Source organism: Paenibacillus sp. 2TAB26, from assembly GCF_052115145.1.
Lineage (GTDB): Bacteria > Bacillota > Bacilli > Paenibacillales > Paenibacillaceae > Pristimantibacillus.
On the sequence record NZ_JBFRGC010000033.1, the window covers coordinates 23,928 to 44,162 of the forward strand.

Sequence of the window (20,235 nt, forward strand, 5' to 3'; positions counted from 1 at the left end):
CGTTCGTAATTAACCTTCTTCGTTAATGACAACCTCTTTCCCTCTCTTCTTTAGCAAAATAGGTATAATTAACCAGAGTGCTGCGATAATTAAGAAAACAAGCGACATCGGTTTTTGCACGAAAATCATAAAATCTCCATTAGATGTCGTTAATGCTCTCCGCATATTGTTTTCAATCATTGGCCCGAGTACTAAACCAAGCACGAGAGGAGCTAGCGGATAATCATTTCGTACAAGAAAGAATCCTGCAATTCCACAGCCGAGCAGCAGCATCAAATCAAAAACTTGAGCCTGCACGGCATAAACACCAAATATAGAAATAGCAATAATGATCGGTATCAAATATTTCGGCGGCGTTTGAATGATTTTTGCAAACACCTTCACCAGTGGCATATTGAGTACGAGTAAAATGAGATTTCCGATTAGCATGCTGGCAATTAACCCCCAAGCTACTTGCGGATGCTCCTCAAATAACAAAGGACCTGGCTGAATGTTATACATAATTAAAGCGCCCATCAATATAGCGGTTGTACCTGAACCAGGTATGCCTAGTGTAAGTAAAGGAATCATAGCCCCGCCTGATGCAGCATTGTTCGCTGATTCAGGCGCAGCCACTCCTGCAATATTGCCTTTGCCAAAGGTTTCTGGATTTTTGCTTATTTTTTTCTCCAAAATATAACTGAAGAAAGAAGCTAAAGTCGCACCGGCACCAGGCAAAATACCAATAAAAAAGCCTAAAACCGAACCTCGGGCAATCGGTCCTGCACTATCCTTCAAGTCCTTTTTTGTCGGCAGGATACGTTCAATTTTTGCTGCTTTACCGGCGGTGTAGTCTCTCTCCAAAATGGTTTTGAATACTTCTCCCAATGCAAATAAACCAACTGCTACTGTTAAAAACTCAAGGCCGGAATAAAGCAACGGCATGCCGAAAGTAAACCTTGCAACACCCGATACGGTGTCCATTCCGATGGTTGCGAGCAGCAATCCGAATACGGTCATAATGAGAGCTTTCGTAATGGACTTTCCAGCCAAGCCGCTTACGGCGCATAGTCCAAGAAGCATTAAGGAGAAATAATCGGCAGGACCAAACTTTATCGCAACCTCTGATAGTGGTTCTGCTAATACGATGAGCGCGATGACAGCAAATACTCCTGCAACGAAAGAACCGATTGCAGAGATGGATAAGGCAGCACCAGCTCTACCCTGTCTAGCCATTTGATAGCCGTCTAATGTTGTCACGACAGAGGAGGATTCCCCGGGTGTATTAAGCAGAATAGAGGTCGTTGATCCTCCGTACATCGCACCGTAATAAACGCCGGCCAAAAGTATGATAGAGCTTGTGGCCGCTGCTTCAGGAGCTAATCCGCCCGTCATTGATGCAGTTACAGGTATAAGCAAGGCGACACCGCTCATGGGTCCTATACCAGGCAATACCCCTACAGCCGTACCTATCAACACGCCGATGAAAGCAAAGAGCAAGTTATGCCATTGAAAGGCGGTCGCAAAGCCGTCTGCGAGAAATTGTAGTGTATCCATTCATATGCCTCCTTTAGTTACGATAGCCATGACGGAAAACCAGGCATTGAACCTTCCAGAATGACAACAAAGATGACGTAAACGCCGACTGCAAACAATCCGGAGATCAAGATCGATTTTAGCCATTTTCCTCTTTCCAAAACTTGAAAGCTAATGAGAAGGAAGAGGAATGTCCCGATGATATAGCCGATCGTTTCTAAGAAGAAGGCGTATAAAAAAGCAGAAGCGAAAATAATGAGAAACTTCTTGTAATCAAGCTTTCCCGCTTTGCTGCTAGAGCCTTTAAACTTTAATACTTCGTAAAATAGGCGTAAGCTTAAAATGACAAGCAGCGCCCCCAGACCAAAGGGAACGATATTAGGCCCAACCTTGCTGCCGTAGGATGAAGCGCTAATTAATGTGCTCTGCCACATGAATCCAACACCGAGAAGGAAAAATATAATGCTGGCGTATCGATCAAATGTTTTGTTCAAGGCCTTCACCTCCGATGAATGATGAAAGGAGAGGAGAGAGACTAGTTCTCTCCCATCCAATCACTCATGCTTATGCTTTTATCAAGCGTGTACTCTTCGTTCAGTCCTTTACTTCTGCATACCGAGCGCTGTCAACAGCTCTTGTACCGCAACTTCTTGCTCAGCAAGGAAGGCAGTGAAATCTTCGGAGTTTTTGTATTCGCTGACCCAATCGTTTGCTTTCAATTCTTTCGCCCACGCTTCGTGTTCAGAGAGAGATTTTAACGTTTTATCCCAGTAAGCAATTTGCTCTTTTGTCATGCCTTTCGGACCTAATACGCCGCGCCAGATCGTGAACTCTGCATCTATGCCCAGCTCTTTTAACGTTGGCACATCCTTGAAGTCACCTTCAATCCGTTCATCAGAAGTTACGGCCAAAATTTTGATTTTTCCTGCTTTTAAATAGCTGCCAAGAGAAGAGATGTCTGTTCCAATCGCATCAGCATTGTTGCCGAGCAGCGCAGCAATGGCTTCGCCTCCGCCATCATAGGACAAGTACTTGACTGTTTTGGGGTCAACGCCTGATCTAAATGCGGGGAGTACGCTAATTAAATGATCCATAGAACCAGGCGCCGATCCGCCTGCTAGTGTAACTTTTGAAGGGTCTGCCTTAATGTCGTTAATTAGTGAATGAAGATCGTTATATTTGGAATTTGCCGCAACCGCGATTGCGCCATAATCCTTCGTTATTTGTGCGAGCGGGGTAACATCCTTGTAGCCGTAAGGGCTGTTTCCTTCTTTTTTGAGATTGTTAATAAGAATAGGCGGGGAGCTGACAAACAGCTTGTAGGGGTCATTCTTGTCTTTGGTTACATATTCGGCTAAAAATACAGTGCCGCCGCCGCCGGGCTTGTTCTCAACAGTCATCGTTTGATCAACGAGCTTTGTTTCACCTAGCACTTTGGCCAAGGACCTTGCTGTCTTATCCCATCCGCCGCCAGCTCCCGATGGGGCTGTCACAATGAAAGGTTTCTCAGGATAATTAGCCGATCCGCCTTTTGATGCTGTTCCGCCGCAGGCCGTCAAACTAACAGCAACAAAAGCAGCAGCTACTATAGTTTTCCAATTTTTTGTTTGGTATCCCATACGAATAATCCCCCTTTAGTTTCATTCAAGTAAACGTATGAATGATTACTGTAAGCGCTTACCTGTTTGATATGCTTCATACTACCATCGCGAATTAGGGTTGAATACAATAACCACATAAGTTGAAAAGTAGTCATACTGTTTATTTTGTTCATAAAATTTACGGCCATTATCGACTCAAGGGACTATGTTCAGGGAAGCATGTAGAATACAATAAAATCAGCGTCCCGCGGATGAGAAGTTTTTGCATGGAGGTAATTGAATGCGATTACAAACGAGATTGATTTTGTTAATTGGAACTTTGCTATTTATTATTATCATTGCTCTTACCTTCAGCTTTGAGAGAATACTAGTGACGACGCTGCAGAAAAATGTAGGTGCATCAGCTCTGAAAATTGCGAAGACAGTAGCGTTGATGGACGTCATTAGACATGCCTTTGAAGAGGAGAATCCTTCAGCCATCATTCAACCCATCGTTGAGAAAATTAGAATGGAAACAGACGCTGAGTACATCGTCATTGGGAATAAAGAGGGAATTCGTTATGCGCATCCGCTACCGGACCGAATAGGGAAAGAAATGGTCGGCGGTGACAATGGGCCTGTGCTTAATGGAGAGTCGATCATTTCAGAGGCCGTTGGCTCGATGGGCCCCTCCTTGCGGGGGAAAACACCCATTTTTAATGATCAGGATGAAGTTATAGGCATTGTATCAGTGGGTATTTTATTAAAAGACATTGAACAATCGGCAGTGACTTATCGTAATGCGATGATTATTTTTGCAGCCATTGCGCTGATGGTTGGATCTGGCGGAGCCATTGTTATTGCCAATAGCGTAAAACGATCGATCCATGGTCTAGAGCCTGAGGAAATCGGCTTGTTGTATCAGGAAAAGAGAGCTATTTTGGAAACGATCCATGAAGGCATAATTGCCGTTGATACAGAGGGAACGATTACCCTCGTCAATCAAACGGCTTTGAAGCTGATCGATCCGCTCGAGCAAATGGAGATTACCGGACAGCATGTGCGGGATGTCATTCCAGAATCGCGGCTAATGGAGGTTATTAAATCAGGGCAATCGGAAATCGATCAAGAAATGACCATTAACGAAAGCAGTGTCGTCGTCAATCGCTTGCCGATATTTGATCATCAGCACCGGGTCGTAGGGGCGGTTTCCAGCTTTCGCAACAAATCCGAGCTGCTTCGATTAACGGAGGAGCTGACGCAGGTGAAGCGTTATACCGAAGCGCTGCGTTCACAAACGCATGAATACTCCAATAAGCTGTATACGATTTATGGGCTAATCCAGCTGGAGTCGTATCAAGAAGCGATGGATATTATTACACATGAAACCGATGTTCATCAAAATCTGATCCATTTCCTCCTGCAGGAAATTCCCGATCCTATTATTGGAGGCATACTAATTGGCAAGTTCAATCGTGCGAATGAGCTTAAGGTGAAGCTTGAGATTGATTCCAAGAGCACCTTCAAAACAATCCCCGATGATCTAAACCGCAATCACCTGGTAACGATTATCGGCAATTTAATTGACAATGCGCTGGATGCTGTTCTCGAGAAAAATGATGAGAATCGAACCGTTAAGGTGTTTCTGTCTGACGTTGGCAAAGCTATTACGATCATTATCGAAGATAATGGGAGCGGCATTAAGGATGATGTTGCAGAGCGGCTGTTTGAGCTCGGTTTCTCCACGAAAAATGAGGATCATCGGGGTTATGGGCTGGTGATTGTTACGCAGGCGATACAACAGTTAAGGGGCCATATCCGTTTTGAATCGCGTCCGCAGGAAGGGACGATCTTTACCGTTGTGATTCCAAAAGAAAAGGGGAAAGATATATGATACGAGTGGTCATAATCGAGGACGACCTTCGAATTGCACAAATCAATCGACGCTTTCTAGAGAAGATAGAAGGTTTCGAAGTCGTTGGAATTGCAACAGATAAGCAGCTGGCGCATGAGCATTTAGATATTTTGGTCCCGGATTTAGTGCTGCTTGATTTATATTTTCCCGATATGAGCGGACTTGACCTGCTTCACTACATACAGAAAAACAACCCGTTAACAGATGTCATTATTATTACGGCCGCCAAGGAATTTGAAACGGTTCGTGAAGCCATTCGCGGCGGGGTATATGATTTTATGATCAAGCCGGTTGTATTTGAACGTTTTCAAGAGAAGCTGAAGTCTTATCAAAAATATCATAATCAAATGGCACTGCTCGGCGGCTCAAATAAACAAGTGGATCAAGAGGGGATTGATCAGCTGCTGTGGGGGGTAAATGATCGTACGGATAAGGATTCTTATTTGCCAAAAGGCATCGATAAGATAACGAATGAGAAAATACTCTCCTTCATTCAGGCAGGTCCTGAAGTATTAACGGCGGAGGAGCTTGGGAAAAAGGCTGGTTTCAGCCGTACGACCGCTCGGCGTTACTTGGAGTATTATGTGGCCAAGGGTGAATTAATAGCTGATATTTCTTATGGGACCGTTGGAAGGCCGGAGCGGGTTTACAAAAGAAAAGAGCAAATGTGAGGCTGCCATACTTAGTTTTTCGAGAGGACAATGGATAATAAAAATAGCCCGTTAATGAGGAGCAGCGCACCAAAGATAAGGCCGGTTTTATTCTTTTTTATAAATTCCATTCGAACACCTCGCCACTTTTTTTTACTACATATAATTATCTCGTTTTTGGGCTTATTTTTCCACCTTTTTTTTGGTAAAAATGAAGCGAATATTAAGTTTGTGACGGAAAAAATGCACGCTTTTGTGCCTAAGCCTATGTTTATTCCGCTTTAAGGTTCATTATTTGTAGAAATTTGTATTTGGAGCAGCAATTGTTATAAAATTGATTGGGAGAGGCGATAAGGAACTGCCTGCTGCCAATGCACTTTTTTCTATGTAAAATTGCCGTAAAGAAGAGGTAATATTCAGGTTTTGTAGAATAATGTATGGATCATACATTTTTTTTGGAACTTGCATGTCGAATAGGCGTATTGTTGGTTAGTAGGTTCAGAATCGCTGTATTTGGATATTTTTTTAGTAGTGAACCTTATGGAAAGGGGGTGCAAATACAATGGCTATCTCTCTCGTAAAAGGTCAAAAGGTAGATTTAACGAAAGGCAATGCTGGTCTCAGCAAAGTTATCGTTGGTTTAGGTTGGGACCCGGCTCAAACCAAAGGCGGTTTTTTCGGAATGAAAAAAGCGGCTAACGTTGACTGTGACGCATCGGCATTATTGCTTGATGAAAACGGTAAGCTAAGTGGCGAGAAAAATCTCGTTTGTTTCTACAACAAGCAAAGCGGATGCAGCTCGGTCGTTCATACGGGTGATAATATTACTGGTGAGGGCGATGGCGATGATGAGCAAATCATCGTGCAGCTTGATCGTGTTCCTGCTAATATTCACAAAATCCTTTGCGTAGTTAACATTTACGAATGTGAATCCAGACGACAAGATTTTGGCATGATCAAATCTGCCTTTATTCGTATCGTCAATCCTGCGAACAATCAAGAACTGATTCGCTTTAACTTGACGGATGATTATTCAGGCAAAACGGCTCTAGTCGTAGGTGAGCTTTACAGACACAATGGTGAATGGAAGTTTAATGCAATTGGGGAAGGCACTCATGCTGCCCATGTTGATATCCTTGCACGTCAATACCAATAAATTTATGTGAGAAAAGAGGGCTTTTAAAATGGCAATCAGCTTATCCAAAGGACAAAAAATCGATCTCACGAAAACAAACCCAGGTCTTACAAAGATTACAGTAGGTCTAGGCTGGGATACTAATAAATATGACGGCGGAAAAGACTTTGACCTTGATGCTTCTGTATTTTGCTTGAATGCACAAGGCAAAGCAGGTTCTGAATCTGATTTCATTTTCTACAATAACCCAAAAAACACAAACGGTTCAGTTGTTCACACAGGTGACAACCGCACAGGCGCAGGCGATGGCGATGATGAGCAAGTAAATGTTGATCTTTCTGCCGTTCCAGCTGAAACAGACAAAATCGCATTTTGCATCACGATTCATGATGGCGCAGAACGCAGCCAAAACTTTGGACAAGTATCCAACGCATTCGTTCGTATCGTGGACGAGCAAAGCGGCACAGAACTTATCCGTTATGATCTTGGAGAAGATTTCTCTGTAGAAACAGCAGTAATCGTTGGTGAACTATATCGTCATTCCGGCGAGTGGAAATTCAGCGCAATCGGAAGCGGCTTCCAAGACGGCCTAGGCGGTCTTGCTCGCAACTTTGGTCTTTCTGCTAGCTAGTCATACTTATCTACCCGTAAAGGGTCGCCAGTGGCGGCCCTTTTTTAAAATATAACAATTTATAAGCAAGTGAACAGCGGAAAGTCGCAGCAGATATCAAAACGGTCTAGTAGGCCTTTGCACTGACTTTGGCGTTCAAACCTAGTCAATTCAAGGAGGAATAGAACGATGTCTATAAATCTTTCCAAAGGTCAACGCATTGATCTTACAAAAACAAACCCAGGCCTTACGAAGGTTGTTCTCGGTCTAGGCTGGGATACGAACAAATATTCAGGCGGCGGAGAAATTGACCTTGATGCAAGCGCGTTTTTGCTTCATCAGGACGGCAAAGCCAAGGACGAGAAGGACTTTGTATTCTACAATGCACTGATTGCTTATAACGGCGCTGTTGAGCATACGGGCGATAATCGTACCGGTGAGGGTGAAGGTGACGACGAGCAAATCAAAATTGATTTCCAAAAAGTCCCTCCGCACATTCAGCGAATCGGAATTAGCGTTACGATTCATGATGCCGAGTCCAGGCTGCAAAACTTTGGTCAAGTATCCAATGCCTTTGTTCGTCTAGTAGACGAGTCTTCTGGAAGAGAAGTGCTGCGCTATGATCTAGGAGAAGATTTCTCCGTTGAAACAGCGATTGTCTTCTGCGAGCTGTACCGACATGATGCCGATTGGAAGTTCCAAGCGGTAGGTTCAGGTTTCTCTGGCGGACTAGCAGCGCTTTGTCGTAATTACGGGCTTACGGTTTAATTCATCTGGCGTATAGGGTGGCAGTTTGAGGGTTTGTCACCCTATTCTATTATTACCGAAGGGCGGTTTAAGCATGGAGCTGGCATTAATGAAAGGTCAAAAAGCGGATATTACCAAAAATAATCCTTCCATAAAAAACCTTCTAGTTGGCATGGGATGGAACACTGCAGCAGGTGTAGATGTCGATTTTTCGGCTTTTCTATTACGAGCGAATGGAAAAACAGCTGGAGACCAAGATTTGATTTTTTACAGCAATCCTAAGGATGTCAGCGGTTCTATTCAACTAGCAAGCGGCAATAAACGAAGTTTTGCAGGGAAAACGGATACCGAACAAGTATTGATCGCGATTAGCGATGTGCCTCAAACGATTGAACGTATTTCATTTACTTTAACCATTTATGATGGGGAAGCGAAGAGACAAAATTTTTCTAGCGTGAATGATGCCTATATCCGGGTTATTGACGAAGGAACAGGACGCGAAATTTTGCGGTATGATCTTGGAAAAAATTTCTCTATTGAGACTGCGATAGTCGTAGGAGATTTATATAGATATAATGGCGAATGGAAATTCAATGCCATTGGGTCTGGATATTCAGGCGGTCTTGCTGCACTCTGCAATAGCTTTGGTATTGAAGTAAAGGCAGACGCTCCTGCTGAAGCGCCAACTCCAGCACCAGCACCAGTGAAAGCTCCACTTATTCCACCTAAACCTCCCGCACCAATCGTACCAGAACCAAGCAGTCCGCCAATAAGCCTCAGCAAAATCTCGCTTACCAAACGCGGTGATGTCATCAATTTACAAAAAGGTGCCGGATCACTTGGTGAGATTGTCGTTAATTTGAACTGGAATCAGAAAAAAGCCTCCACTGGTTTTTTTGGCCGTTCAAGCAGCGGTGTAGATCTAGATGTCGGATGTTTGTATGAATTGAAAAATGGTATGAAAGGTTCCGTTCAAGCGCTAGGCAACAGCTTCGGAGATTTTTCGCGAGCGCCGTACGTTTCGCTTGACGGGGATGACCGAACCGGCTCTATTACAACGGGTGAAAATCTTAGAATCAACGGTAATAAAGTTTCTGAGATTAAGAGAATCGTCATATACGCATACATCTATGAAGGAGCTACGAACTGGGCGGAGGCTGCTGGTATTGTTACCATCACACAAACAGGCGGGCCTGATATAGAGGTGCGGATGGACGAGCATAATAATCGCAAGGGTATGTGTGCGATTGCGATGATCGAGAATGTAAATGATCAAACCTTCAGCATTCAGCGGCTCGTGCAATATTTCTCAGGCCATAAAGAGCTTGACGAGGCTTATCGCTGGGGTCTCAGATGGGTACAAGGAAGCAAATAAAGAAAAATGCGGAGGTTTAAGAGATGGTCGACTTTTTTCAAAATGTAATAGCCAACTTCGGGAGCTTCTTTCACTGGGACAACTTGTCACAAGTTCTCACCAACCCGACAAACTGGGGAATAATTGCAACACTCGTTCTTTTGGAAGGCTTGTTATCGGCAGATAATGCGCTAGTACTAGCGGTTATGGTAAAGCATTTGCCGAAAGACCAGCAGAAAAAAGCGTTGTTCTACGGTATTATTGGTGCCTATATCTTCCGATTTATCGCCATCGGAGTAGGTGTCTATCTCGTACAAATTACATGGATTAAAGTAGCGGGCGGATTGTATCTGTTATGGATTGCGTTAAGCAATCTATTCCATCTGGAATTCAAGCTTGCTCGTGTCGGCAACATTCCATTAATTCCTTACATCGGCAAGAAGGGTAACGACGATGATGCTGAAGTTCAAAATAAAGGCTACGGTTTCTGGCGTACAGTGCTTGCTGTTGAAATTATGGATATCGCGTTCAGTATCGACAGCGTACTAGCTGCATTCGGCGTGAGTGAAGAGGTATGGGTTCTGTTCCTCGGCGGTATTCTCGGCGTTCTGATGATGCGTGGCGTTGCTCAAGTATTCCTCAAGTTGATTGACAAGTTCCCTGAGCTTGAGAAAGCGGCGTTTATTCTAATTATCGTAATCGCAGCAAAAATGATTGGCGGAGCGTATGGCTTGCATGTGCCGCACGCTTTGTTCTTCGGTTTAATTATAGCTGTATTCGGTGGTACCCTTCTTTACAGCGCAGCACGTAAGAAAAGAGAATCAAAAGCGGTTTAGATTCGATAATACTCTGTTTATGAAAAATATCCCTCAATGGATCGCGAGGGATATTTTTTCACTCTCAGATTGCTTTACACAACTTTTAGGAGGGATCACTTTGAGGTATTTTAACTATCTTACCAATGAAGAAGAGCGAAATTTCTTTTACTCCCTTCCAACTCAGTTCAATAATTATGCTGACAAAGAAGTTATTGCTCACGCGATTGGTGCGGCGCTCTATATGCCTGCCACCAAGGATAACATAGCAGATGATTTGGTAACCGGAAAACACGAAGGACTCGTGTCTATGGTGATAGACCTTGAAGATGCAGTAGGTGATAATCAAATCGAATTTGCCGAAGAGACGTTGAAGGCAACGTTGATTAAGATTGGCCGTTACATTTCGATTGGTTTGCTCCATGCCGACGATATTCCGCTTATGTTTATAAGAGTACGCTCTGTTGAACAGCTTAAACGACTGCTCTCGTTTTTCGGTGAAGAGATTGAATATATTACAGGAATCGTGTTTCCGAAGTTCAACGTGGAGACTGGCGGGGAGTATTTAAAGCTGCTGCATGAATACAACAAGAACAAACGCTCAACAAGCTCCACGTTATACGGCATGCCTATTTTGGAAAGCTCTGACGTCATTTATCGCGAGAAAAGAATGGAAACGCTACTGGGCATTTCCCAGCTGCTGAATGAATACAAGGCCTATGTGCTGAATGTTCGTATTGGAGCAACAGATTTTTCGAGTTTATTTGGGCTTCGAAGAAGTCCGGATCATACGATCTACGACATCGGCGTCATTCGTGATTGTATTGCGGATATCGTAAATGTTTTTGGACGGATGGATAATCATTATGTGATCTCCGGTCCCGTATGGGAGTACTTTAAGAGTGATCGCGTATTTAAGCCCCAGCTCAGGCAAACGCCTTTTGAGGAAAGCATGGGAAGACACGGACGGATTCTGCGTATGGATTATATTAATAAGTATGTGGACGGGCTTATTCGCGAGGTCGCAATGGACAAGGAAAATGGGATAATTGGCAAGACCATTATCCATCCTACCCACATTAAGCCGGTACAGTCGATGCTTGTGGTGACGCATGAGGAGTATATGGATGCCCTGCACATTATGGAAAATGAACAAGGCGATTTGGGTGTGATGAAGAGCCGTTATTCGAACAAAATGAATGAGTTTAAGCCGCATATGACATGGGCCAAACGAATATTGTTCAGATCAGACATTTATGGGGTGCTAAATGAAAACCAAAACTTCACCTGCTTGCTCGCAGAAGAACGAGAATCAGCAATCGTTTAATATTATTGGAGATTTAGAGATTGCCATTGAAGTTACGAGTAATACGTTTCATATACCGCTTGAGCAGCTTTTTCAAATGGCAGCCCGAATTAATAAAAAACGCAGTTTTTTATTCGTAAGCAAGGTGCTTGGCAAGCATATTCCTGTTCGCCCGCATGTGTCCTTATTATCGGGTGCGGCACTTGGGCTTTTGTATCAGCAGTTTAAAGGTGAGAAGCTTCCTATCCAGATGGAGCAGCTGCTGCATGCCTTTGAATCTCCTGAGGCAGCAGGTAAAATCTATGAACAGATGAAGCAAAATAAAATGGTCATAGATGAGAAAACGCTGTTTATCGGTTTTGCGGAAACGGCAACAGCGCTTGGACACAGCATGTTCGATATGTTCGAGGGTAATGCGTCTTTCTTGCACACAACGCGGGAAAAAATTGACTATATGACGTCCTGCATCGATTTTGAGGAAGAGCATTCCCATGCGACTACACATCGCTGCTATGCTGACAATCCAGCTGTATTCGAGAATGCAGAAACAATTGTGCTGGTCGATGATGAGATGACGACCGGGAAAACAGCCATCAATATAATTCACGATTTGAATGCAAGGTATGGGAAGAAAACATATATTGTTGCTAGTTTACTTGATTGGCGTTCAAACGAGGATATGGAACGTTTTGATGAGCTGGAGCAAGAGCTTGGCATATCGGTGAACTGCTTATCGCTTGTAGCGGGGCGGATATCTGTTAAGGGTAGCCCTATTCAAAATGCTGACAAAACAGCAGAGTTGCAAGCAAACGAGTTGGAGCCTGCCATTAATGTTCTCTATGTGGGCAATCGGTTTGCTAGCCTTCCCTCATTAAATCGAGAAGTTTCCTACCTGAAGCATACTGGCCGCTTCGGATTGACGGCTGAAGAAAGCTTGGTGCTTGACGCAGAAGTAGGACAGGCGGCTGCGTTCCTCCGAGAACATAGAACGGGCAGTAAGGTGCTTTGCATGGGAACCGGCGAATTTATGTTCATTCCTATGCGCGTAGCAGCAGAACTAGGCGATGATGTATGGTATCAATCGAGTACAAGAAGCCCCATTCATCCGGATTCCAGTTCACAATATGCGGTGAATACAGCTTATCCCTTTATTTCCCCTGAGCATGCTGACGTCATGAATTTTATGTACAACATACCGAATGGCTATTATGATGAGATGTTTTTGTTTATGGAGCGCGAGGTTGCAGGAGCGCAAATGGAGGAGCTTAATAAGGTTCTTCTCTCCTTAGGAATCCAGCGTATTCATATCGTTTATTTCAGTCGGAAAAAGCTTGCTGATCCGGCTCCTATCGGGAGCTATAAGCAGGAGGATGTTACATTTCTGCTAAAAGACCTTAGCGATATTTCGTTAGAGCAGCGAACGGAGGAACGGGAAGCGGCCATGCAAACAGGCGGCCACTATTCGGAAAGCTTGCCGATTGAATATCAGCCTACTGATGAATATATACAATTGTTTCAAAATACGCTCAGTGATTCGGCCATTCGAATCGCAAGAGCGGTTGGAACGGTTTCCGAGCGAATCATTCAAAAAAATGGATTTGATGTTGTGCTTGCATCCTTAGCGCGAGGCGGTACGCCAATTGGGGTATTAATTAAGCGATATATCAAGCACATGTATGGTATTGAGGTTCCGCATTATAGCCTTTCAATTATTAGAGGCAAAGGCATTGATGAGAATGCACTGCTGTATATCAATCAGAACCATCCGCATAAACGCGTGCAATTTGTAGATGGCTGGACGGGCAAAGGTGCAATTGCCAAAGTGCTCATAGCAGCTTGCAGCCAGATGAAGCAAAAATACGGCATTGAACTGAACGATGAGCTTGCGGTGCTCGCAGACCCCGGCTATTGTGCAAGTACGTTCGGGACAAGAGAGGATTTCCTCATTCCAAGCGCTTGCCTTAATTCAACGGTGTCAGGTTTAGTCAGCCGGACTGTATTGCGCAGCGATCTTATTGGCGCCGATGATTTTCATGGTGCAAAGTATTATAAGGAGTGGGAGAGCTCTGATCTGTCTCAATTATTTGTGGACACGATTTCTGCTTATTTTGATCAGATAGCGGATGACTCCAAAGCGGAAGCTCTTCAAATGGAAGCAAATCCTGCGGAAAATGAAATGACTTGGCAAGGGATGCAGGATATTGCTCGTATCCAAGCTGATTTTGCAATCTCTGATATTAATTTCATCAAGCCTGGCGTAGGTGAAACGACTCGTGTTCTTCTGCGCAGAGTCCCTTGGAAAATCCTCGTTGATCGTCTTGATAATCCTAACTTGAAGCATATACTGCTGCTGGCTAAGGACCGTGGTGTACCTGTGGAGGAATATCCAAACATGACCTATTCCTGCTGCGGTATTATTAAGGCTTTGAAGGGGGAGACGGAATGATTTTTGCGAGCGATTTGGACCAAACTTTAATTTATTCCGTACGATCCAAGGGCGAGATAGAACTTGAAGAAATGATCCCGGTTGAGCGTTATGAGGAAAGATATATTTCTTATATGACAAAGCCGGCGATTCAGAAGCTGCAAGAGCTTGTCAGCATTATGCGATTTGTTCCTGTGACGACGCGAATTCCGGAGCAATACAACCGCATCTTCGCGATAAGAGAACAGTTCCGTCCTGAATATGTGATCGTCAACAACGGCGGTACCGTTCTCCGTAACGGAGAAATTGATCAGGAGTGGCATAGCTTCGTTCGTGAAGCTGTGAGGGAGCATTGTGCTGAGCATACGGAAATTGCGAGCCTGTTTGCGGAAATTGCTTCTACCCACTGGGTGAAGTCGACGGATCTTTGTGATGAGCTCTTTTATTCCGTTAAGGTAGAGAGAGATCAGCTGCCGCATGAAACGTTGGAGGAGCTAAAGCCGAAGCTTGCTTCGCTTGGCTGGAGCTACTCACTTCAAGGCCGTAAAATATATTTGGTTCCAGAGAAGGTAAGCAAGGGTGCGGCCATCCAGTATGTGAAAGAGAAGCTCGCTTCAAATTTCGTATATGCGGCCGGCGACAGCCTGCTCGACGAGAGTCTGCTGTTAGCAGCTGATTATGCCATATCGCCTGTACATGGTGAACTTGGACGATCCTATTCGGCACATCCACATATTCAATTTACACAAGCAAGAGGCGCGCTTGCCTCGGAAGAACTGCTAGACTCCATCTTAGAGCATGCACGAAGATTATAAATGCAATCGCAAAAATATATCTAATCAGATGGAAGAAGGTTTTTATACATGACACGAGTTTATATGAATCGTTGGTTTTCGGTAGCTTACCATTACATTAATATGATTCGGAACAATCCAGACGGCGAGTCGTTTGAGTTTTTTGGCACGCACCCGGATATTAATCATATGTCCTTGCTTGCATCCGATCATATCGGAACAGAGCCTGCTGTTTTTGGACGCGAATATGTAGATTTCTGTGTAGATTTCTGCAAAAGTAACCAAATTGATATTTTCATTCCTCGTTTGCATATGGAGGAAATATCAAGATTTGTTCATTTGTTTGATGAGATCGGAACAAAGGTCATGGTATGCCGTGATATCGAATTGCTGGACTCCATGATTGAGAAGGATAAATTTTACGAAGCGCTGCAAGGAAAAGATCTCGTGACGATTCCAGACTACCGTGTTGTAAATACAGCAGAACAGTTTAAGCAAGCTTATGAGGAGCTCACAGCTGCTGGTCATAAGGTGTGCTTTAAGCCAACGAAGTCAGAAGGCGGCATGGGTTTCCGGATTATTGATAATGAACGGGACCCGCTACGTGACCTTTATGGATATGTAACCCTTTCTACAACATTTGAGCAAGCTTATGAAACGTTGTCATTAACGGAGCATTTTGACACGCTGATGGTGATGGAGCTGCTCGACGGTACGGAGTATAGTATCGATTGTGTGGCATCTGCTGAGGGTGAACTCATTACAGCTATTCCTCGCCGCAAATCAACGGGCAGGACTTATCTATTGGAGGATACGCCGGAGCTGCTGGCGATTGCAGATCGTATTGCGACAAGCCTTCGTATTCCTTATGCCTTTAATATTCAGGTGCGTTACAACAATGGCATACCGAAATTGCTGGAGATCAACCCGCGGATGTCTGGCGGCCTGTATATTACCTGCTTGTCTGGCGTAAATATGCCTTATTTGGCTGTTCAAGCGCTGCAAGGAAAAACGATTGATCCGCCTGATCCGAAGTTCGGTATACAAGCGGGTTATGTAGAGCAGCCTTTGATCATGGAAATGAACAGAGTAGAATAACCGAAGAAAGGGGCGAGAGCCCCTTTTTTTTAATATTGTGCTCATTAATTTGGCACAACATCCTTTTTTTATTTTTTAAAATTGACTTCTATGTACCAATAACGAGATAATTGTAGGAAGAAGACGAGCATAAAGATTAGGTTCAGAAAGCTCATATGGAGGTGCAGCAATGAATGCATTGAAAAAAAACGCAGCCATCGCGATTGGCGTTTATGCAGTCACATTAGTTGTTAATGGGATTACCTCCCCATATATAGCTATGGCGGTTCCCGTGTTCGGTTTGTTAATCGCATTATCATGGAAGCAGCGTCCAAGGAAAGAAATTAATCAGCCAACACGCGAGCCAGAGCTGCAGCAAAATACGCAAAACCCGCCCATACAACAACCCAATGCAGCTTCAACTGCTCAAGCATCTTTGGCCTCAAAGCCAGCTCCTGCAGCTGTCATTCCGCCGCAGGTTCTAGATCCGGAGCTTGCTTCTGCATTAGAATACATCGGAATCATTGAAGATATGATTTTACTCGAAGGCGAGAAAAATAATTTAGACGATGAAATTGTTCAGAAGACGCTCGCATTGCTGTCGCGGTTAAACCGATTAATTCCGGATTTAATGGCGTTAGGAGACTCAAGCATTAATCACAACATTTTGCGATTGGTGCGAAAGGATTTAAATTCGACCATTAATCCATTTCTGCGGCTCAGCGGAGAAGCGAAACGCCAGAATAGGCGGCTTTTGCTTGATGGCATTAAGGATGTAGATTCCAAGCTTACTTTTTATACGAAGACGCTTGAGCAAAAGGATCTTATGGAGCTTCATACAAAGGCTGAGTTAATTCAGCAGCGTTATCGACTTACTGACTAATGAAGGGGGAAATGAACAATGGCGCAACAACTCGTACAATTAAAAAATGAAGATATTCAGAAGCTGGAGCAAGAAGTGCAGAACACGATGCTGAAGGTAGCGACAACCGATGCTATGCATCTGGATACACTAATGGATGAGATTACGAAAAAAGGCCAGAAGACGCTTGAGCGCTCAAGCCAGACGCTTACGATGCTCGAGAGACCGCTGTCGGATCTCATGTCAGGCAAACGGTCTGAGGTAGCAAACAACATGCTTAAGCTTCGCAGCGAGGTTGAGGATTTGAGCAAAAGCAAGCAGCTCTCGCTCGTGCAGAAGCTGCTTCGGAAAGCACCGATGAAGGCTTATATTTATAAATATCAATCTGCAAAGTCTAACGTGCAGGTGATCGTCAAATCGCTCAGAGACGGCCGCGACAACTTGGAAGAGAACGTCATTCACATGAGAAACTTGAAGCGCAGCAGTCTAGACAATGTATACGACCTGCAGCTGCTTGTCGAATATGGCAATCGTCTCAAAAAAATGTTCGAAGAGGAAATTGCTAAGCCTGAGAACGAGCACCGGAAAACCTATTTGGAGCGCGGGCTTCGAAAGGTTGTAACGAAGCTTCAAACGTATACGGAAATGATCATGCTTTATCAGCAAGCCATTGCCGCAACGGATATTATTAATGATACAAATGATAAGCTAATGGATGCGCTGGACAGCTCGATTGATAAAACCCAGCATCTCATGTCGGTGTCAGTCTTGATTGCCAGTGCGATTGATGACCAGATGAAGGCAATAGAAGCAGTCAATTCAACGAACGAAATGTTAGGCAATCAATTTGCTGAGAATGCGCGTCTTTTGAATGAAACGAGCGAGCGAGCTAATCAAGCATTAACGAAGCCGGCTATGAGCATGGAGCTTGTGGAGCGGGCAATGTCGGATCTCTTCTCCGCGATGGACAAGTACGAGAACTCCAATCGACAAATTATTCAAACGGTATCCCAGCAAACGGAAAAAATGACGCAAATTAATCAAAAGGTTGGACAACGCTTAGGCATTCAAGCGGGTTCTGGAGCTAGCCAAGCGGAGCTTCCTTCTTCAGCAGCCAAAGGATTTTTGGAGTAATTCAAAAAAGCATAATTAGCAGGACGAGCTCTCCAAGGGCTCGTTTTTTTGCGTTTTTTGAGAAGAAATGACGGATGTCCTACATGTAATGGCTCATAAAGCATAAAGAAACAGCATAGTCTTAAAGAAAAAACGAGGTGATCATGCTATGATTGGCGAAATTGCCATAGCTGCACTCATTGTCGTCTTAATTGTTGTTGCCAGCTTTGAACGGGCGGAGGATATTTTGAAAGATTTTTAAGCATCGCTGTTTGTGTTCACCTCTGATTTGGTATAATAGGATGAATTATACTGGCTGATCGGAGGTGTTCCAATTGGAGTTTACCTATGAAATTATTTCGGAGTCAAATATTAATGTACGGTTCATCTATGGCGGTGAGTGGTTTACTTTTAATCTGTTCAATCGAGACCAGCAATGGGTCCTTCACCCTTTTGATTCCTCTTTGATTCGCAATAAAGATATGAGCAGGCTTGTCATAGCAGATTTGATCCAGCATAAACCTTTTCAAGTGATGTTGGCGAAAGAAGGCATTCTTCTTTCCGAGCTGAATACATCCATTCCGCTTGGACAGCAGGAGGAGACAGAGGTGGAGTACGAAGCGCTTCCTCGTATAGGGCGCGGTGGTTCGGACCTGATCTTTGACGAACAGCGTTCTTCCAAGCCAGAAGAAATCAATATCGAACAGTTAATTGAAGAAAATGACCTGGAGGATCTTATTCGGATCGAGGTACAAATGATTGAATCGCGTCAAAATCTTTATAATCAAATATTGCACCGAATGTTCATGGCTGATCTAGGTCCAACCGACCCGGAATTCCAGAAAATTCAACAAATTGTCAAAACATATGGGGAAGCGAAAACAAGGCTCCAAACGATACAATAACGGAGTCACTTCCTGTATAATAGAAGCACTGAATGGTTCTGGAGGAGATTAGGTTGGCACAGCTTTATTACAAATATGGAACAATGAACAGCGGTAAATCTTTCGAAATCATTAAAGTGGCTCACAATTATGAAGAGCAAGGCAAGCAGGTTCTTATTTATTCACCATCGGTAAGTGCAAGAGGCGGGGTGGATCGTGTAGGTTCTCGTGTAGGGTTCGAGCGGGAGTCCATTCCGGTTCAAGAGTATACGAACCTTTTTGAAAGTGTGAAAAGCTTCGTTGCAGGAGCTGCACCATCCAAAATTTATTGCGTACTCGTGGATGAGGCGCAGTTTTTGAAGAAACATCATATTTTGGAGCTTACACAAGTCGTGGATGAGCTTAACATCCCTGTTATGGCGTTTGGGCTCAAAAACGATTTTCAAAATCAATTATTTGAGGGCAGCTACAACTTGCTCGTGCAGGCGGATAAAATTGAAGAGATTAAAACCATTTGCTGGTTCTGTGATCGGAAAGCAACGATGGTTATACGCTATAATGACGGACAGCCGATGAATGCAGGTGCGCAAATCCAGATTGGCGGCAACGAGGATTATAAGCCTGTATGCAGACGCTGCTATAATGAAGCTTTTCGCAATGCGTAAGCAGAGGTAATAACAATACAAAAGAACCTCCAGATCCACTGTTGCAGTGGCTTTGGAGGTTCTTTTGTTTGGTTTGCTATTAAAGACTGAATTCACTTGGATTAAGTCCAAGGGTATTGCAGATGTCACGCACAGCAGCTTGTTCCTTCATATCGAAATCGCCGTCTGCTGCTCCGATTGCGCTGCACACACCAACGATTACACGAGCAACGTCTGGTTTGCTGCGGAATTTGGCAATCGCTTTAAGCGCCTCTTGCTTGCCAATCATCGCGTCAAACTCCATATTGCCTACAAAGTGATTGAAACGGTTAATCACATCACTCATATCAAAAACTTTTAATTCTTCGCTGCGGCCTATGTAGCCGGCCATTTTTTGTTTTTCGTTGGAGTCGACGGAACCGTCTGCTGCTGCTACAATCGCACAGCCAGCTACTACCGCATCTAGGAATTCTTTATTTTTAAATTTTTTGACCTGATCGGTTAGTCCTTGCTTACTTGTTTGCAGCCATGATTTGAAAGAGCTCATTTAGCTCAGCCTCCTAGAGTGAATTTAAATCTTATTATTCTATTGTAGATTTAATTGGGGTCATTTAGCAAATTTTGCGGTAAATTGTCTGTTTATGCTATTAGATTAGATCGTTGAATGAAAAGGAAATAGGATGAACTATAGAATGAGAGACGATGTATTTTTGAAATCGATTATATTATACAAAAAACAACGCACATCATCTTAAAAATGACTCATATTATGAAATCGTTTTCAATTTTATACTTGTAAGTAATCTCGT

19 protein-coding genes and 1 pseudogene are annotated in these 20,235 nt (G+C 43.8%); 16 read left to right on the top strand and 4 right to left on the bottom strand.

The window, feature by feature from the left end; all coding sequences use genetic code 11:
- Positions 1-9 precede the first annotated feature (9 nt).
- From AB4Z50_RS29650 to AB4Z50_RS29660, 3 genes are all read right to left on the bottom strand, one after another.
- On the bottom strand, positions 10-1,536 hold the full coding sequence (locus AB4Z50_RS29650) for a tripartite tricarboxylate transporter permease (RefSeq protein ID WP_441885038.1): 1,527 nt from the start codon (positions 1,534-1,536) through the stop codon (positions 10-12).
- A gap of 17 nt (positions 1,537-1,553) precedes the next feature.
- Positions 1,554-2,009: a tripartite tricarboxylate transporter TctB family protein gene (locus tag AB4Z50_RS29655; protein WP_339205098.1), complete on the bottom strand. Its 456-nt coding sequence runs from the start codon at positions 2,007-2,009 to the stop codon at positions 1,554-1,556.
- Positions 2,010-2,117: 108 nt separating this feature from the next.
- Positions 2,118-3,134 carry a Bug family tripartite tricarboxylate transporter substrate binding protein gene (locus tag AB4Z50_RS29660; RefSeq protein ID WP_441885041.1) on the bottom strand — a complete coding sequence of 339 codons (1,017 nt, stop codon included), beginning with the start codon at positions 3,132-3,134 and terminating at the stop codon, positions 2,118-2,120.
- Positions 3,135-3,396: 262 nt separating this feature from the next.
- On the opposite strand from AB4Z50_RS29660, the gene AB4Z50_RS29665 reads away from it, so the two are divergent.
- The 16 genes and pseudogenes from AB4Z50_RS29665 (at position 3,397) to AB4Z50_RS29740 (ending at position 19,447) form a co-directional block, all read left to right on the top strand.
- Entirely contained in the window at positions 3,397-4,989 is a 1,593-nt protein-coding gene (locus AB4Z50_RS29665) for an ATP-binding protein (RefSeq protein WP_441885043.1), read from the top strand.
- A complete protein-coding gene (locus AB4Z50_RS29670; protein ID WP_441885045.1) occupies positions 4,986-5,681 on the top strand; it encodes a response regulator in 696 nt (231 codons plus the stop codon). Before AB4Z50_RS29665 ends, AB4Z50_RS29670 begins: the two co-directional genes overlap by 4 nt.
- A 541-nt stretch (positions 5,682-6,222) precedes the next feature.
- On the top strand, positions 6,223-6,816 hold the full coding sequence (locus AB4Z50_RS29675; RefSeq protein ID WP_076267380.1) for a TerD family protein: 594 nt from the start codon (positions 6,223-6,225) through the stop codon (positions 6,814-6,816).
- 28 nt (positions 6,817-6,844) lie between these two features.
- On the top strand, positions 6,845-7,426 hold the full coding sequence (locus AB4Z50_RS29680; RefSeq protein WP_441885048.1) for a TerD family protein: 582 nt from the start codon (positions 6,845-6,847) through the stop codon (positions 7,424-7,426).
- A gap of 168 nt (positions 7,427-7,594) precedes the next feature.
- Entirely contained in the window at positions 7,595-8,173 is a 579-nt protein-coding gene (locus AB4Z50_RS29685) for a TerD family protein (protein WP_076267378.1), read from the top strand.
- Between the two features lie 73 nt (positions 8,174-8,246).
- Entirely contained in the window at positions 8,247-9,527 is a 1,281-nt protein-coding gene (locus AB4Z50_RS29690) for a TerD family protein (protein WP_339205092.1), read from the top strand.
- 23 nt (positions 9,528-9,550) lie between these two features.
- A complete protein-coding gene (locus AB4Z50_RS29695; RefSeq protein WP_076267376.1) occupies positions 9,551-10,342 on the top strand; it encodes a TerC family protein in 792 nt (263 codons plus the stop codon).
- 100 nt (positions 10,343-10,442) lie between these two features.
- On the top strand, positions 10,443-11,648 hold the full coding sequence (locus AB4Z50_RS29700) for an HpcH/HpaI aldolase/citrate lyase family protein (RefSeq protein ID WP_441885051.1): 1,206 nt from the start codon (positions 10,443-10,445) through the stop codon (positions 11,646-11,648).
- Positions 11,649-11,724: 76 nt separating this feature from the next.
- Positions 11,725-12,891 (top strand): annotated as a pseudogene (locus AB4Z50_RS29705) (phosphoribosyltransferase family protein); the annotation flags it as partial.
- A 27-nt stretch (positions 12,892-12,918) separates the two neighbouring features.
- On the top strand, positions 12,919-14,073 hold the full coding sequence (locus AB4Z50_RS29710) for a cysteine protease StiP family protein (RefSeq protein WP_441885106.1): 1,155 nt from the start codon (positions 12,919-12,921) through the stop codon (positions 14,071-14,073).
- Entirely contained in the window at positions 14,070-14,867 is a 798-nt protein-coding gene (locus AB4Z50_RS29715; protein ID WP_441885053.1) for an HAD family hydrolase, read from the top strand. The genes AB4Z50_RS29710 and AB4Z50_RS29715 overlap by 4 nt, the downstream gene beginning before the upstream one ends.
- A 48-nt stretch (positions 14,868-14,915) precedes the next feature.
- Positions 14,916-15,944 (top strand): ATP-grasp domain-containing protein, encoded by a 1,029-nt coding sequence (locus tag AB4Z50_RS29720; protein WP_441885055.1) that lies wholly within the window; start codon positions 14,916-14,918, stop codon positions 15,942-15,944.
- A gap of 169 nt (positions 15,945-16,113) precedes the next feature.
- Positions 16,114-16,806 carry a hypothetical protein gene (locus AB4Z50_RS29725; protein WP_339205089.1) on the top strand — a complete coding sequence of 231 codons (693 nt, stop codon included), beginning with the start codon at positions 16,114-16,116 and terminating at the stop codon, positions 16,804-16,806.
- An 18-nt stretch (positions 16,807-16,824) separates the two neighbouring features.
- The gene (locus AB4Z50_RS29730; protein ID WP_441885057.1) at positions 16,825-17,919 is read left to right on the top strand and encodes a toxic anion resistance protein; all 1,095 of its coding nucleotides are present in this window, start codon (positions 16,825-16,827) and stop codon (positions 17,917-17,919) included.
- A 314-nt stretch (positions 17,920-18,233) separates the two neighbouring features.
- On the top strand, positions 18,234-18,803 hold the full coding sequence (locus tag AB4Z50_RS29735) for a hypothetical protein (protein WP_441885059.1): 570 nt from the start codon (positions 18,234-18,236) through the stop codon (positions 18,801-18,803).
- 53 nt (positions 18,804-18,856) lie between these two features.
- On the top strand, positions 18,857-19,447 hold the full coding sequence (locus AB4Z50_RS29740) for a thymidine kinase (RefSeq protein WP_441885061.1): 591 nt from the start codon (positions 18,857-18,859) through the stop codon (positions 19,445-19,447).
- A gap of 79 nt (positions 19,448-19,526) precedes the next feature.
- On the opposite strand, the gene AB4Z50_RS29745 is transcribed toward AB4Z50_RS29740, so the two are convergent.
- A complete protein-coding gene (locus AB4Z50_RS29745) occupies positions 19,527-19,973 on the bottom strand; it encodes a tellurite resistance TerB family protein (RefSeq protein WP_076267368.1) in 447 nt (148 codons plus the stop codon).
- Between the last annotated feature and the right edge of the window lie 262 nt (positions 19,974-20,235).